Source organism: Gaoshiqia sediminis, assembly GCF_025907915.1.
GTDB classification, from domain to species: domain Bacteria; phylum Bacteroidota; class Bacteroidia; order Bacteroidales; family Prolixibacteraceae; genus Gaoshiqia; species Gaoshiqia sediminis.
On the sequence record NZ_JAPAAF010000004.1, the window covers coordinates 46,286 to 62,602 of the forward strand.

Annotated in this window: 14 protein-coding genes; 5 read left to right on the top strand and 9 right to left on the bottom strand. The window is 43.6% G+C overall.

All coding sequences use genetic code 11. The features are described from left to right. Positions 1 to 12: 12 nt before the first annotated feature. Positions 13 to 711, bottom strand: a complete 699-nt coding sequence (gene mnmC2 / locus N2K84_RS04260; RefSeq protein WP_282590539.1) for a tRNA (5-methylaminomethyl-2-thiouridine)(34)-methyltransferase MnmC2 — start codon at positions 709 to 711, stop codon at positions 13 to 15. 87 nt (positions 712 to 798) lie between these two features. Between mnmC2 and N2K84_RS04265 the strand changes: the two genes are divergently transcribed. Then, positions 799 to 1,413, top strand: a complete 615-nt coding sequence (locus N2K84_RS04265) for an L-threonylcarbamoyladenylate synthase (protein ID WP_282590540.1) — start codon at positions 799 to 801, stop codon at positions 1,411 to 1,413. 168 nt (positions 1,414 to 1,581) lie between these two features. Here N2K84_RS04265 and N2K84_RS04270 read toward each other — a convergent pair whose 3' ends face one another. The 5 genes from N2K84_RS04270 to ruvX all read right to left on the bottom strand — a co-directional run bounded on the left by N2K84_RS04270 (position 1,582) and on the right by ruvX (position 7,594). Then, positions 1,582 to 3,030, bottom strand: coding sequence for a TrkH family potassium uptake protein (locus tag N2K84_RS04270; protein WP_282590541.1), 1,449 nt, complete (start codon positions 3,028 to 3,030; stop codon positions 1,582 to 1,584). Between the two features lie 11 nt (positions 3,031 to 3,041). Next, complete coding sequence (gene trkA, locus N2K84_RS04275; protein WP_282590542.1) at positions 3,042 to 4,376, bottom strand: Trk system potassium transporter TrkA; 1,335 nt, start codon at positions 4,374 to 4,376, stop codon at positions 3,042 to 3,044. A gap of 138 nt (positions 4,377 to 4,514) precedes the next feature. Beyond that, positions 4,515 to 6,497 (bottom strand): ComEC/Rec2 family competence protein, encoded by a 1,983-nt coding sequence (locus tag N2K84_RS04280; protein WP_282590543.1) that lies wholly within the window; start codon positions 6,495 to 6,497, stop codon positions 4,515 to 4,517. A gap of 117 nt (positions 6,498 to 6,614) precedes the next feature. Continuing rightward, positions 6,615 to 7,175, bottom strand: coding sequence for a peptide deformylase (gene def / locus N2K84_RS04285; protein WP_282590544.1), 561 nt, complete (start codon positions 7,173 to 7,175; stop codon positions 6,615 to 6,617). Beyond that, complete coding sequence (gene ruvX, locus N2K84_RS04290; protein WP_282590545.1) at positions 7,172 to 7,594, bottom strand: Holliday junction resolvase RuvX; 423 nt, start codon at positions 7,592 to 7,594, stop codon at positions 7,172 to 7,174. Before ruvX ends, def begins: the two co-directional genes overlap by 4 nt. Before the next feature lie 204 nt (positions 7,595 to 7,798). Here ruvX and N2K84_RS04295 point away from each other — a divergent pair, with 204 nt between their 5' ends. Then, on the top strand, positions 7,799 to 8,356 hold the full coding sequence (locus tag N2K84_RS04295; protein WP_282590546.1) for a hypothetical protein: 558 nt from the start codon (positions 7,799 to 7,801) through the stop codon (positions 8,354 to 8,356). Between the two features lie 152 nt (positions 8,357 to 8,508). On the opposite strand, the gene N2K84_RS04300 is transcribed toward N2K84_RS04295, so the two are convergent. Beyond that, entirely contained in the window at positions 8,509 to 10,995 is a 2,487-nt protein-coding gene (locus tag N2K84_RS04300; protein ID WP_282590547.1) for a hypothetical protein, read from the bottom strand. A gap of 320 nt (positions 10,996 to 11,315) precedes the next feature. Between N2K84_RS04300 and N2K84_RS04305 the strand changes: the two genes are divergently transcribed. From N2K84_RS04305 to N2K84_RS04315, 3 genes are all read left to right on the top strand, one after another. Then, the gene (locus N2K84_RS04305) at positions 11,316 to 11,519 is read left to right on the top strand and encodes a hypothetical protein (protein WP_282590548.1); all 204 of its coding nucleotides are present in this window, start codon (positions 11,316 to 11,318) and stop codon (positions 11,517 to 11,519) included. A gap of 131 nt (positions 11,520 to 11,650) precedes the next feature. Further along, positions 11,651 to 12,931, top strand: a complete 1,281-nt coding sequence (locus tag N2K84_RS04310) for a glycosyltransferase family 4 protein (RefSeq protein WP_282590549.1) — start codon at positions 11,651 to 11,653, stop codon at positions 12,929 to 12,931. Between the two features lie 11 nt (positions 12,932 to 12,942). Further along, on the top strand, positions 12,943 to 14,151 hold the full coding sequence (locus N2K84_RS04315; RefSeq protein ID WP_282590550.1) for a hypothetical protein: 1,209 nt from the start codon (positions 12,943 to 12,945) through the stop codon (positions 14,149 to 14,151). 126 nt (positions 14,152 to 14,277) lie between these two features. Here N2K84_RS04315 and N2K84_RS04320 read toward each other — a convergent pair whose 3' ends face one another. Both N2K84_RS04320 and N2K84_RS04325 read right to left on the bottom strand, forming a co-directional pair. Further along, a complete protein-coding gene (locus N2K84_RS04320) occupies positions 14,278 to 14,835 on the bottom strand; it encodes an isochorismatase family protein (RefSeq protein ID WP_282590551.1) in 558 nt (185 codons plus the stop codon). A gap of 24 nt (positions 14,836 to 14,859) precedes the next feature. Continuing rightward, the gene (locus tag N2K84_RS04325; RefSeq protein ID WP_282590552.1) at positions 14,860 to 16,281 is read right to left on the bottom strand and encodes a nicotinate phosphoribosyltransferase; all 1,422 of its coding nucleotides are present in this window, start codon (positions 16,279 to 16,281) and stop codon (positions 14,860 to 14,862) included. Positions 16,282 to 16,317 lie beyond the last annotated feature (36 nt).

Consider the following 16,317-nt stretch of genomic DNA (forward strand, 5'->3'; position numbering starts at 1 on the left):
ATTTTTTAAGCGCTACGAAGATAGGGGATTTTTTGAAACAGAATTAGCCGACGTAGTTTTCTGCCCGAATAACATTTCCTTTTTTCCTGGCGGGCCTGGCAGGCGGGACATAGTAAACCCGCAACGGGCCAGCGAGCGACGAACTTCGCCTTTGGCACAATAAGTTACAAAAAGCCCTTGGGTAGCTGTATGTAAAGCGATTTTTTCAAAAATATTTTCCTGCCACATTTCCGGTTGCTTGTTTGGAGCAAAAGCATCAAAATAGATTAGGTTAAATGCGGGAAATTGGTCGAAACTGATCTCCAGCAAGTCGGCGTTTAACTTGGTCAGGAAAAAGCCGGGTGCGATTTCAATCGGTTGTTCCCAGGCGCACTGGTGCATGTTTTCAAAGGCTTCATGCAGGTTATTATTTATAAGCCGGGGATAATTCAGCTGAAGGTATTCCTCTTTCTCCAACGGAAATTTTTCAATGCTGATGTAGTGGATGGTTTTATCGTCTTTGTTTGCCAGGGTAAGCAGGGCATTCAGCCCCGTGCCAAATCCAACTTCCAGGATGGTTATTGTTTGAAGCGGGCATTTCAGCAAACCTTGTTGAATGAAGACATGTTCCGACTCGCGGATTGCTCCGTGCGTGGAATGAAAATGCTCCTCCAATTCGGGGACATATAAGGTGTGTGAACCGTCTTCGGTTGTCGTGATTCTTCGCTCCATAGGCCGTGTTGAACAGGCGAATTTCGCTATTTTATTTCAGGCATCCATAAAATTGTCCTACTTTTAACAGAATTTAAAGGTATTGCCATGCTGGTGAAAATTTACGAAGAAAACCCAAATGAGCGCGAAATCCGCAAAGTGGTTGACGTGCTGAAAAATGGAGGGGTAATTATTTATCCTACCGATACGGTTTACGGCATTGGTTGCGATATTACGCAGGCGAAGGCCGTGGAACGTGTGGCCCGCATCAAGCAGGTTCAGGTCGAAAAATCGAACTTTTCCTTTATTTGCAGCGATTTGAGCCAGCTGTCGGATTATACCCGGCCGATTTCGAATCCTGTGTTTAAGTTGATCAGGCGTTGTTTGCCAGGCCCCTATACTTTCATCCTGAATGCCAATAATAATGTGCCCAAATATTTCAAGGGAAAAAAGAAAACGGTGGGGATACGTGTTTCGGACAATCGTATTATTACAAGTATTGTTCGTGAATTGGGTAATCCGATCATGTCCACCTCGGTGCACGATGAGGATGAAATTATTGAATATACAACTGACCCTGAATTGATCCATGAAAAGTTCAGTGATTTGGTCGATTTGGTTATTGATGGAGGCTACGGTGGAAACCTGGCGTCAACCGTAATTGATTGTACCAACGAAATACCTGTTATCGTTCGTCAGGGTAAGGGTGAACTGGAACTCTGATCGTCATTTCAACGCAAAAAATGTGTCAATAAATTGTTATCCCTGATCATTGGGTGGGAAAAACGAAGAATGGCGGTAAAAAATCCGGGGTACGGGGCAGAAAATTATTCGTATTGTCCAGATCCTGATATTATTTCAAAAGCTTACAGACCATCGTTTATTGTGACGTTATTTCTTCCAGAAAGCAGGGGAGAACAAAACCAATACTGTAAATAACTCCAGGCGGCCCAGCAGCATCAAAAATGCCAGAAACCATTTGCCAACCGGTTGTACCGAATAGAAGTTTTCTGCCGGCCCAAATTTTCCAAGTCCGGGGCCAATATTACCCAGTGAGGTGGCTACGGCTCCCATCGCCGAATCCATATCGGGTTCAATCAGTGTGAAAATGATGGTACTGATGAAGAAGATGATCAGATAAATCATGAAGAAGGCCAGCACGTTGGTTATTATGTGCTCGGATACAGCACGTTTGTTGAACCTTACCGGGATAACGGCGTTTGGGTGCAGCAGTCGACGAAGCTCGTAGTAGCTGTTCTTTAATAATAAAACGATGCGCATGATTTTTATACCCCCGCCTGTTGACCCGGCGCTGCCTCCAAAAAAGAAGAGGGCAAAAATCAGAATGATCAAAAAGGGAGTCCAGGTGAGAAAGTCAACTGTGGCAAAACCTGTAGTGGTGATGATGGAAACAACCTGGAACAACGTGTCGCGAAAGGCTTGTTCAAAACCCAATCGGGTGGAAAGCAACAAGCCGCTGAAAATGATCGCTGTGAATGTGATGATGAACAACACATAATATTTGAATTCCTCATTCTTGTAAACTTTGTCAAATTTTCCGGTCAGCGCGCTGTATGACAAGGTAAAATTGGTTCCGGCAATAAACATGAAAAAAGTAATCACATATTGAATGTAGGCCGAGTCCCAGTGGGCGATAGAGGCTTGCTTGGTTGAATATCCCCCGGTTGCCATGGTGGTAAACGAGTGGTTTATTGCATCGAACAGGGTCATACCGCCTACCCACAGAAGTACGGTTTCGACAAGGGTAAACAGTACATAGATGGCCCATAGGTTTTTAGCAGTTTGCTGGATCTTGGGATTCAGTTTGTCGGGTACCGGGCCGGGTACTTCGGCAGCAAACAGCTGCATCCCGCCAATGCCAAACACCGGCAAGATTGCCAGCGACAGGACGATAATTCCCATCCCTCCCAACCATTGGGTCATGCTTCGCCAGAACAGGATTCCGTGAGGCAACGATTCGATATCATTGAGAATAGAGGAGCCAGTGGTTGTGAAACCCGACATGGTTTCGAAAAAGGCATCCGTCAGATTGGGAATAGATCCGCTTATCAGGTAGGGTAAACTCCCAAAAAATGAAAAAATGACCCACACCAGGCTGACAATGATAAATCCGTCGTTTTTGCTGATATTTTTTTGTGCATTGCGGGTGGCAAATACGGTTATGCCACCAATGAAAATACTGAGCAAGGCTGATTTCAGGAGAGGAATCATATCGTGTTCCTGGTAAATCAGGCTGACACTAAAAGCCAAAAGCATGAACGCGCCTTCGACAATCAATAAAAAACCAAGAATCTTTATGATGGCTTTTATGTTGAACATAGTCAGTAGTCCTATTTAAAGTATTTATCCAGTTTGCGGATTGCTGAAGGTAGTACAAAAACCACCACTTTATCGCCTGGCTGGATCACCGTGTCTCCCTTGGCAACAAAGGACATGGAGCCTCGGATAATCCCTCCGATGGTTGCATCTTCGGGGAATGACAATTCTTTTAAAGGTTGCTGGGTTATTTTCGAATCTTCTTTGGCGATGAATTCAAATACTTCGGCTTCTGATGCGGTCAGACATTTGGCTTGGGCAACTTCGGCCCCCAGCGTGTATTTGTAAATGTAGCTGGCGGCGATCAGTTTTTTATTGATCAGGCTCCCAATGTCCATGCTTTCGGCAATGCCCATAAAGTCAATATTTTCAACCTCGGCAACGGTTCGTTTTACGCCCATCTTTTTTGCCATGTGACACGACAGGATGTTGGTTTCCGAATTGCCGGTTACGGCGATAAAGGCATCCATCCGTTCAATACGTTCTTCCTTCAGCAAATCCAGGTTGCGGCCATCGCCCTGAATGACCAGTACATTTTCGAAGCGGTCGGCTATTTGCTGGCAGCGGTTTTTGTCCCATTCTATGATCTTGATATTGTAGTGGTCGCCCAGCCTGTCAATGGTTTTTTGTGCAATACGGCTTCCGCCCAAAATCATGATGTTGCGTACCGGGAAAATTTCTTTGCCGGTCAGTTCAAATACTTTGTTCTGATAGGCGCGGGTGGTGATAAAGAAAATGATGTCGCCGCTTTTGATATAATCGCGTCCGTGGGGGATAAGGGTTTCGCTGGCCCGGTTGATGGCAACAGCCCGAATTTCAGATTCGATATAGGATAATTCTTCGAAGGTTTTGTTCAGGATGGGGGCATTCTCCCGGATCTTGATGCCCATCAGGATTAATTTCCCTCCTGAAAACTCAATCAATTGCCTCGTGCCAACTTGTTTAACTGAGGAGGCGATTTCTTTTCCGGCCAAACTTTCAGGGAAGATCAACTCATCAACCCCCAAGCTTTTGAGTTTTTCCTTATTTTTTTCAAGAAGATATTCGCCATTGTTTATTCGCGCTACGGTTCGCTGTGCCCCCATGTCTTTGGCCAGGATGCAGGCAACAATATTTCGTTCTTCGTAAGGGGTAACCGCAATGAATAGGTCGGCTTTGGCTATGCCGGTTTCTTTCAGATCATTAAACGAATTGGCATATCCTGTAATAGTCAGCAGATCGACCTGGTTTGAAAGTTTGTTCAGTCTCTCAGTATCATCATCCATCAAAACAATGTCGTGATCTTCCTTACTCAACATTTTTGCCAGGTGTGTACCAACTTCTCCGGCTCCAACAATAACAACCTTCATGGTAATTCTTGTTTCTAACAGTTAAAAAATAAGCAAGGCAAAGTAAGGTATAAAATCAACAATTTCAATACGTACAGATTCTTTTTTGGTTTGGCTGTGATTCGTGATTGGTGTAATTGAGGCAGATGTTACTGTTAATCAGAAAGCATGGGCTGATTTGTCGTTTTTGTTCTTCGTTTGATTTCGTGTGCTTTGCCTTCCAAAAGTCAGGTGCAAATCCTTTTGCTGAATATTTTTCAGGTTTATGACCTGTCCCGTATTCAGTATTTTGTGATTTTCAGCGTTGGAATTTGTTGTCAATGGTTGAAGGATAAGGGAATACTCTGTAAACTGAAGATGTGTCTTGGTGACGATCAGATCAGAAGTTTGCTCGGTTGGCAGGTTTTCCAGATCGATAAACTGTGGCGGATTTAACCGAAGTTCGCGGATAACATTCTCATAAAGGTATGGACTTGGTTCATGGTAGTTTGGGCTGAACAGGTAATTTTGACGTCCGTTGATCAGGTGGATAAGTGGCGTTTTCGATTGATAAACAATTAGTTTCTGCTGGTTCATCAGACTTAGCTTTTGAGTGAATCCGCTAAGTTGAAAAATGACGACCAACATCAAGCCCACAAATAAATAAATGCGAAGTCTGTACCGGATAAAAAACAGCAGGCTGCCCAGCAGGCAAATCAAACAAAGCAGTTGGATGGTTGAGATGGAAATGCCTTCGATGAGGGCAAAAGGTAATCGGACAATTAGTTTTAATAAGCACAAAGTCAGTTTGGTAACTCCGGTCAGTAACCAAGCGGCGACAGTGGAAAGCTGACCAGCCGGTGTAAGTATGAAAAAAGCGAAAGTTAAACCCAGAATGAGATAAGCAGCAGGAACGACAATAAAATTGCTTAGCCAGAAAAATACCGGAAACTGGTGAAAGTAAAAAAGTGCGAGCGGAGCTGTTCCGATTTGAGCGGCTACCGAAACGCATATCAATTGCCACATCGATTTGATAACCTTGTTCTCCGGGTCCACTATTTTTTCGAACCTCGGATAGAAAAAAACGATGCTGATAACAGCCATGTAGGAGAGTTGGAATCCAACTTCGAAAAACAAACCGGGATTTACCAGTAGCAGGAAGAACGCGGAAGCTGCAATGGAGTTGTAAATAGGGGTGGGACGGGAAAGGCTGTTTCCAATAAGAATGAACGAAAACATGACCGTTGCCCGTTGAACCGATGGTGAAAAGCCGGTGAGCAAAGCATATCCCCATAAACAGGAAGCAATCAGCGACACAAAGAGAAATTGTCCCGCACGTGATCGTTTCAAGAAACTAAACAGCCGGGTCAAAAACAGGAAAATCATGCCAACATGCAGGCCGGAAACTGCCAAAACGTGCATGGCCCCGGTAGCTGTAAAATACGATCGCGTTTCGGGGCTGAGTTCTTTGCGATAACCTAAGGTTAATGCGCTCACTACCTGGAAAACTTCGTGGTCGTGCAGTTTTTCCTTTAGCAGGGAAAGTAGTTTTTCGCGAAAGCGTTCGGCTACAGTAAATAGCGACCAATCATACTGCTGTGTTGATTTTAGGTTTTTTGCAGTGATGTAGGTGCTGAAAAAAATATCTTGCCTCTCCAAATAGCCCTGATAGTCAAACTCAAATGGGTTTCCTGAATTTTGGATGGCATTGATTCTGCCCAAGGCAATTAGATTGTCACCGGGCAATAATGTTTCGGCTTGTTCGCTTTTTGCAAAATAGGCGATGAGTTTTTTGCGGTCGAACTGGCTTGAATCTGCCTGATTAATACGGATCAGCGCCTGGTACGAATTTGTTTTTTCACTCGGTTTTTCAAGCAATGTAGCCGTGAAATGGATCGGCTGTTCGGGTGCCGCCGGTATTTCTTCGCGGTTCAGCCCAACGTTTATCATGGTCAGCAGCACGATAACGGTGCCCTGGATAGTTGAATGTACTAAATCAACTGAATATCTGCTTTTCGCGCTTTGCCAGCCTGCCCAGCCAATCAACAATAATAAAAGAAGCAAAATAAACCAGATGGAACACGGACAGTAACTGGCGGTCAGAATGCCCAAAAGGACCAGGCTGGTAATCTTTATAAACGGATTGCTGGAAAAGAAACTCACGGTCAGGGATTTGGTTTTTCCGAAATACGGTAAACCAACTGACAGGGTTTCTTTATTTAATTAAATTTTCAAACTTGATCGTATTTATTGATGCGTTGAGCGTATCAGCCACCAAGTTTATTTTTTCCCGGGGATCACAATGCGATAGGCAGGGTGCACTTTCCCCTTAGAGATGGCCGTCAGCTTACCTTTCAGCATTCTTTTCCGCAGTGGGCTCAGGTAGTCGATAAATAAAACACCTTCCAGGTGATCGTATTCGTGTTGAATGACGCGAGCCGCAAACCCACCATATTCTTCCACATGTTCCACAAAGTTCTCGTCCATGTATTTGATCTTTACGAACTCCGGTCGGGACACATCTTCCCGGATTTCGGGCAGACTCAGACAGCCTTCGTTCATCACCCATTCGTCGCCACGCCGCTCTAAAATTTCGGGATTGATAAAGGCTTTTTTGAAACCTTCCAGCTCGGGCTCATCATCAGCGGCAGAGGAGGCATCAATGACAAAAATACGCAGGGATTTACCAATCTGTGGCGCAGCCAGGCCAACCCCGTCCGAATGGTACATGGTTTCAAACATGTCGTCAATCAGTTGTTGTAGTCCATCCATGTTTTTTGCAATGGGTTCGGCCACTTTGCGCAGCAATGGCTCACCGTAAACGGTTATCGGGTAAATCATGATTTAAATTTTTGTTGTTCCATGTATGATTGCAGAATAATGGTGGCACTGACTGTATCAATCATACCTTTATTCTGCCTGTCTTTTTTCTTTAGCCCGGCATCGATCATGGTTTGAAAAGCCATTTTCGATGTAAAACGTTCATCCACCTGCTCAATGGGCACTTCCGGAAAAAGTTTTTGAAACCGCTTTAAAAACGGATTGATGTATAAAACGGCTTCCGAGGCTTCATTGTTCATTTGTAGCGGATAGCCAATGATTACTTTTTCCACTTCTTCTTTCTGAAAATAATCTTTCAGGAAATCGAAGATCTGATGACTGGGCACTGTGGTCAGTTTATTGGCGATAATTTTCAGCGGATCAGTAACGGCCAGTCCAACCCGTTTTTTCCCGTAATCAATGGCTAATATTCGTCCCACAGTTTTAAAATTTTGTGCAAAAATAATATTCTCTTTTCGTAAAATGATGAATATCTGATTTTATTGTTGGTGTATTGGGTTTAATTCGCTGTTAATTAGTTTGGTACGTTTTTGGCATGGCCTTTGTTTAATCTGGTATAACTGATTACCGGTAAGTGCAGGCACCAGACAGATTGATTCATAAACTTATTAAAACTGGAAGCCATGAAAACAAAATTTAACTTCAGACTGATTGCCGCAGCAATAGTATTTGCCGCAGTAATGATAAGCTTCAACGCCGAAGCTCAAAAGCGGGAATACCGTAAAAATGATTATAAAAAGCATGAAAAGTACGGTCGCATGGAAGATCGAAGGACCTACAATGATTCACGCGACCGTGACCGCGACCGTCATGTTTATGATGTGAAGAAGCACAAAAAAGATTATACCTATCGTTACGACCGGACGAACCGTTACGAGTACCATCACCCCAAATACGGACATGTTTACCGGAAATTTCATTCCACTCCTGTTCGAATGCGGCACGCTCACGGCGATTTCTATTTTTACGGAGGCAATTATTACCGCCACTATCACGGAATTGGCTATGTGCGGGTGGAACTTCCCCGAAATGTCATTTTCGTTGACCTGCCTTTCCGGGTTGAACGGGTCCGTCACGGGAACCTTGTGTATTACCGGCACGGAGACATGTACTTCGAGCGTTGTGAACATGGCTACCGCCCGGCGCCGCGGATCGGAATCCAACTATCAGCCCACTTTTAAGAGACTTCATTGATATATAACTAGGAAAAAAATAAATCGGCATAGCCTTTAAGTTACCCTGTTCCTTTCCTGTGGGCAGGGTAACTGCTTTTAAAACAGTTTGTCGTGTGATTGTTGTTGCAAGTGGAGGTGTCTGGAAATTATTCGTCGTTTTAATCCTGATGCCGAAGATCCGGCGCTGCTGAAATCTTTTGTTCGATCAGTTCGGCTCGTTTGTAGAAGTAATCAAATTTTAGAATAGTTGAAAGGCTTTTCATCTCTTCAACAAGTTTTCGCAGCTTTTTCGTCTTTTTGCGATAGAATAGAAAGTCTGCCCGGATAAGGTCAGCATTCAGTTGAAGGTAATTTTTCATGTGAAAGGGAAACCGGATCGGGTCCATGTTCTTGTAAATATGCAAGGCCTTTTCTTCCTCTCCGGTGTGCAGCAAGGCCCTGGCGTGGCAAAGTTGGTACAATTGGGTGAAGCAATTGGAATTTGCCGGGTTCAGATCATAATGGTCTTCAATAAACCGCACCAGTTGCAGCACTTCGTCAAATTTGTCGCACAGGTCGTAGCGGTAAACTACCGAAATTTCAAACTGAGGAAACGATGATAAGCTGGAAACTTCCTGGTTGAGCAGTCGGTTGGAATAGGAGAGTACCTCGTCCAAAATAGCCGGATCTGTCTTATCTTCAAAAATGGATTGATACAGAACTCTGACGGCAAAATAATAACCGGCGAACAGCGGAACTTCAAAATCGGAACAATCCAGTTGTTGGGTGTTTTTGTATTCTGTAAGGCATTTGTTCTCATCCAGGGCGAATAGTCCCTGCATAAACCTGAGATAATAAACAAATGCCCTGGCCGAACTGGTGCCGGTGTGTTTCAAGTACACCTCCAGATTTTCATCGGAATACTCCATCAGATCATCCATGTCGAATGTTTCCTGAAAATAGAGTAATTGTCCAAGTTTTGATTGGGCGAACCAGGGGATGAGCGTTTTTTGTGCCTGTTTGTCGTTGCGCACCAGTCTTCTGATTTCGGCCGCCATCGATGTGATGCAGGCAGGCAATTGTCTCGATGATTGGTAGGGGAAATCAATTGAAGTTTCCATGCGCGTGTGCAGTTGTTTGATTAACTCGTAATTTTTTTCATGAAAAAGAAATTTAACGAAAAGTTGCATCAAACGACATTGCAACTGCGTGTTGCTGCTGTAAAATTCATTTATTTCCTGAAGTAAAGTCAAGTCTGGCTTGCGGTTCTTCATCCATTTGTTTATCAGGATAAATTCGAGGACCATGTTTTGGCTGAACCGCACATAGATGTGTTGGTCCCAAAATCCTTCCGGAATTATATATTCGTAAATAATTCCTTGTGAGATCAATTCGCGGTATGCTCCCATCAGCTCTTTGTTGTCGAGCAAATCGTCCTTTCGTACCGAAACACTATTTAAGCCAGAGTTGCACAGGTTGATGAAGTTTTCAACGAGCTGCAGCTTCTCTTCGCGGAGTGGGTATGTAAACAATTTTTTCGAGACAAATCTATTCAGCAATTCTATTTCAGACAGGTTTCCTGAATCATTGAACTTGCCAATAAATGAGGTTAATAGTGTGGGGTAATGCATCATGTCCATCAGCCCGTTGTTATGAAAGTTCAGGAAATCATAGGAAGGCTGAATATGGCTGCTTTTTAGCAGGCTCTTAATTTCTTTTTTCCGGTAAAGAGGGATGTTGATGGATTCAATCATCTTATCGCCACCAAAGTTAACCCCGAACCAGCATGATTTAAATAACGGGTGTTTTTGAATTAAGTGATTGAAGATGTCCAGATTCTCCGGGCGACAGGTTAAGATCAGTTTATACCAGTTATTTTCTCGATTGTAAAGTATCAATCGCATCAGGTTTTCAGCTAATTGGTAATACTTCTCTTTCTCGAAGAAAATCTCATCCACGTCATCAATAATTATCCAAATGCGTCCTTGGAGTTGTTGTGGATTCTGCGAAAAGTAATGTCCCAGACTTTTTTGAACATCAAACTCCACGAATTGATGGAGTAGTTCAATTAGAGAATTGCTTGAATAAAGGCTGAAAAATATGCCACCGTCGATGAGGCAAACAATATCATTTTTGTAAGGGGAGTCGGGGGCACAGAAATAGTTCTCAACTAATTTTATCAGGCAACTGCTTTTCCCATAGCCGTCCGGCGCCACCAGCATCGTTGCTGTTTCCGGAGCTTCTACAAATGAATCAATCCGTTTTTTCAAGAAATCGCGGAACAAGAAATTGTCCGGATGATGGTACCCTGTTTTAAGTTTTAATGATCGAAGACTATTATCTGTAACCAACTGGACCCTTTTCTTTAGTAATTCCCAGGTAGTTGGTTGGTGTGAGTGATGTTTCGTTTCGTCAAAACAGTTCAAGTACGCATGCCAATCATTAAAGCCAAGAAAAATAGCCAACGTGTCCAATGTGTATCTCGATGGTTTAAACGGCGAATCAATAATTCCAAAAAATCGTTTAAGAGTTGAAGTACTAACCTGTCGTTTAGTGTTAACTAAAATTACTTCGGATAATTCATTGCAGTCTTTCCCATACCTGATTTCCTTCCCAAATTTGTTCTGAATGTCCTCTTTCAGAATCTCAATAATCTCTTCTCCCATTATCGCTATGGTAAAATAAAAGTGCCTAGTACATTTAAAATTGTGCGAAAGGCAAAGATAGTATTTGCCTGCTAAAAAGGAAAATTATCCAAATAAAATGCATGACGGTTGTTACATGGCTAATTGGCGTATTGACAATATGTAAAAGTTTTAAATGCATAACTTTATGTGCGTAATACAGTATGTCTGATTTGACTGCTATTTGCACGTATGCTAAAAAAATGAACGAAATGAACAGCATAATGGTGCCTGAAAATGAGAGGTGAAATGGATGAATATACATAAATTGCAAGAACTAAAAAACCAAAAATGCGTGTAGTATGACGAATTCGGGAAACAAAAAAATGGAACAGGCAAGAGCGCCACACTCCAAAGGACACACTTCACAAATTGATTTACTTCCATCACGAACAGTAAGAAATTTAACCAGAATATCACATGCCTTTGTTGTTGCCTGGCAAATGGAACGTGAGGATTATGCTTGCGCTGCCCAGGAACCCAAAATTGGTTATTCATTCTTCTAAGTCAGTAGTAAAAGTATTTATCTCCGAAATATCATTCACTTTTTTCAGATTGAATGGGAAGGTTTTACACCTTATTTAGGGTGTAACAGGGGTTGATCATGTTTTATAAAAAAGATAAAAGGAACGTATTTATGAGAGTGCTTATGTTTGGTTGGGAGTTTCCACCCAACATTTCCGGAGGTTTGGGAACAGCATGTTTGGGGATTACCAAAGCGCTGACCGCTTATGCAGATATTGATCTTACATTTGTTGTACCCAAGGCGTATGGTAACGAGGAAACCTCCCGGATGGAATTTATCGGGGCGAATGAAATTGACCTGATCAAAAGTAAAATTAATCAGGAGCGCCTTTGCGACCCTTATACCTATATCAGTGTGCAATCGGGGATGTTGCCTTATGTCGATCCTGTAAAATATGCTGAAGTCATCCAGGCTAAATCTAATGAGGCCGGCAAGGACAACGAAGTAAAGTCCAGGAAAGTAACATTTACCGGGAAATATGGGGCCGATCTCTTGACCGAAATTCACAATTACTCGATAATTGGGGAGTATATTGCTAAAAGCGGAGAGTTCGACCTCATTCATGCCCACGATTGGTTGACTTATCCGGCTGGGGTGCTGGCCAAGAAGGCAACTGGCAAGCCATTGGTCATCCATGTTCATGCAACCGATTTTGACCGTAGCGGGGGGCACGTCAATCCGGATGTTTTTTGGATTGAGAAACAGGGCATGGAGGCCGCTGATGCCATCATTTCTGTGAGTAATCATACAAAAAGGATAATTGTTGAGAAGTATGGTATCTCTCCGGAAAAGATTTATACCGTTCACAATGGGGTTGAACCCGTTGCGGCAATTGCTAACCCGCAAAAAAAGGAAGTGAAAACAGTCACCTTTTTAGGGCGCATTACCCTGCAAAAAGGGCCGCAATATTTTATTGAGGTGGCCCGGAAAGTACTGCAGAAAATGGAGTCGGTTGAATTCGTCATGGCTGGAAGCGGTGATATGACGGCTCAAATGGTTGCCATGGTGAACAAATATGGTTTGACGGATAAATTTCAATTTCCAGGCTTTTTATGCGGCGAACAGGTGCAGGAGATGTACACCCGCTCGGATGTATATATAATGCCTTCAGTGTCCGAGCCGTTCGGAATTGCCCCGCTCGAGGCCATGCACTGTCGCGTACCGGTCATTATTTCAAAGCAGTCGGGAGTGTCTGAGGTGGTCAAGCATGCCATTGCCGTCGATTTTTGGGACACGGATGCCATGGCCGATGCCGTTTACAGCATTTTGAAATATTCAAAATTGAAAAATATGATGGTAAAAAACGGCACACGTGAGGTGGGTAACATCAATTGGGACCAGTCTGCGAAACAATTGGTACGTGTTTATGATAAGATGACAAAATGCGCATAAAATCGATGGATATGAATAAGGTATGTTTGTGTATTCAACTTCATTTGCCGGCAATTCTCCGGCAGTACCGTTTTTTTGAGGTGAATAAAAATGATTACTATTACGACGATTGTGTTACCGATAGTCAGGTTGATCAGTTTTACAAGGATATTTTTGTGCCTTTTTTTGATTTGGTGACCAAATTGAGCACTCGGGCCAAGAGTAAAATAAAACTGGGCATTTCCGTTTCGGGTATCACCCTGAAGTTGTTTAAAAAATATCGTCCTGAAGCTTTGGTGACATTGGATACCTTGCATCAGAAAGGATTGATTGAGTTCTTGTCCGTTTCCTGGTCTAACAGCTTGGTGGCGTTTAATGATAGCAGTCTGCTAAAGGAACAGCTCTTGTTGCACGACCAGTTCATCCAGCATTTTTTTGGAACAACTCCGAAGGTTTTTATGGCTGGCCGTCACACGTTATCAGCGCAGAGCCTTTCCGTGATTGGCGAAGTTGGGAAAAAGGCGGTTGTCAGGTTTGGGACAGAACCTGATAAAGATTGCGATTACTATACAACTCCGGGCTGTCCTGAGATGTGGTTTGCAGATCAGAAATTAAGCCGTTTGGTGGAGAAGCAGGAATTGGCTCTGTTGAGTGAAAAAAACAACTCTCGTCCTGAAAAACTGTTAAAGCAAATCCGGGAGCATGCGCAGTCAACTCCTGTATTTATTGAGTACAACCTGGCTCAACTGGGTGAGCCATTTTTGTTGAACCGGTCATATTTTTGGCAAACGTTACTCACAGAGCTGGGGGCTGATTCGCAAGCCGGATTTGTATTGCCGAGCGAATTTGTGGGTTTATCAAGGAATTCATCCGGCAATGGAAACAACGAAAGAAGAGTGTCAGGAAAAAAAGGTAAGAATCTTTGGCTGAAAAACGACTTACAAAAAGAGGCGTTTAGTAAACTCGTACTTTTAAATGAAATGGTAAAAGCATGCGATTGTGAAACGCTTGTCCGGGATTGGGAGTACCTTCAGGATAAAGAATATTTGTTTTACATGAACGACCGTTTCTTCGAAGACGAATTTGCCTCACAGCATTTCAATCCCTACCAAAGTCCTTATCTGGCGTTCATCAATTACATGAACATTTTGAGCGATTTGGAAAACCGGCTTTTAAATAGGATTCGGAAAAATGAATTTGAGCAGCATCAATTATATAGCATCAATTTCCCTTCTAATTAGTACACCACTTTCTTTTCCTACTCCCTTTCGGCGAACCGAAAGGGAGCTTTTTGCTTTAAATTGGCCCTGTCTTTTCCGTTATTGGCTACTTTATTCTGCGTTGATTACGGATTTGTACAGATCTGCTTAAAAGTCATAGACTCCTGTCATGGCAGCAGTCGTAGTCAGTTTTGCCCCGGCTTTTTGCATTTCGTCCCAGGCTGCCTTTTCATCTCCGGGATGGGCGTTTACTCCTGCTGTTGCGTCTTGCACCACGAATGTTTCGTAACCGGCTTTCAAAGCATCCAGAACGGTGTTTTTTACACAATATTCGGTGGTCAATCCGCAAATGTACAGCGAGTTTACTGCGTGCATTTTGAGGTGTTGGTCCAAGGAGATGTTCGTGGCCTCGAATGCGGAATACCCATCATCCAGATCGTTCGTCCCTTTATACAAAACCAGGTCAATTTTGGGGCGGTTGAGGCTGAACGGGAATTCGGCCCCTTTTGAGCCGGCAACGCAGTGAACCGGCCATTTCTTGAAATGAACCGAGTTGGCCGGGTGCCAGTCTTTGGAGGCAATAATCAGGCTAAAATGCTCCATCAGCTTGTTGATTTCCGGAACCACTTTGTCACCGTTGGGTGCCGGTAGGGTCCCTTCGGGTAAAAAATCATTTTGAAGATCGACAATCAGTAAGGCTTTCATGGTCTTTTGTTTTTATTGAATGATTCAAAATTCATTTTTTCGGTAAACATGATCAGCCACCGCATTTCTGCTGGCCAGTAATTTTTCACTTATACCGATTTTGTAAACGTGAGGGTTCAAAAAACGTTTGTGTTCTTCGGGCAATTGTTGCAGCCGTTTTAAGGTAAAAGCAGCATTTTCGGCGGGTGAAGCCAAGGGCTGGATCGTTTTCCCGTTTTTCATCACCTGTGTCATTAACTCTTCCTTTTGAAGGTTTACCACCTGTTTTCGTTTTTCAGGCTCTGCCGGATGGTGAATGTAATCGTATGTGCCTTCTCCAATGTTGGAAATACCATCAGCATAAAACTGGTTTTCTTTGTCCAAAAAGCGGTGAATGGTCTTTTTCCCGGGCAGGGTCATTTTCGTTTTGTTTTCCGATACTTTTAACGATGGTTTCCCGTCGAACCACGAAAGTTTGTAAACGCCATCCAGCGCGGGATCGTCCTTTCCGGTAACGAGTGATGTGCCTACCCCAAAAACATCAATTGGCGCGCCCTGTGCCAGCAAGCTCTGGATGATGTGCTCATCGAGCTGGTTGGATGCAACAATTTTCACTTCGGTCAAACCGGCTGCATCCAGCATTTTGCGGGTTTGTTTGCTCAGGTAGGTCAGGTCGCCACTGTCCAGCCGAACTCCGATAAGCCGGTGCCCATTTTCTTTCAGCTCCCGGGCTACGATTATCGCGTTTGGAACGCCGCTTTTCAGCGTGTTGTAAGTATCCACCAGTAGGATGCAATTATCGGGGAAGTGTTCTGCATACACCCGGAAGGCAGTCAATTCATCTTCAAAACTTTGAATCCAGGAATGAGCCATTGTTCCGCTGCTTTCGGCTCCAAACTGCCAGGCGCCGTAAACATTTGATGTTTTGTCGAATCCACCACTTATGGCTGCTTTGGTGGCATTTATCCCGCCCAGCCCCTGTGCCCGGCGGAGGCCAAATTCCAACAATAGCCGGCGCCCTGCGGCCAGGCGCATCCGGCAGGCTTTGGTAGCGATCAGCGATTCAAAATTCAGGATATTCAGCAGAACGGTTTCAATGAGTTGGGTTTCCAGGATATTCCCCTCAACGCGCAATACGGGTTCATTGGGGAAAATCACCTCGCCTTCACGCACCGAAATGATATCTCCCTGAAATGAAAAACGACTAAGAAAGTCAACGAAACGTTCATCAAATCCAATCGATGCCAGGTAAATGCAAGCATCCTGATCGAACCGGAAATTTTCAAGCAGCTCCAGCAAGGATGATAGTCCGGAGAATACAACGAAGCCTCCCTGGTAAGGTATTTTTCGGAAAAAATAATCGAAGCAAGCCGGCTTGTTGTGACGGCCACTCAGGAAATAGCCTTGCGCCATGGTTAATTCATAATGATCGGTGTAGAGTCCGCTGCCTTTTTCAATTAGGTTCATAATCGTAGTTTTTTGTAAACAGATACAAATTACGGA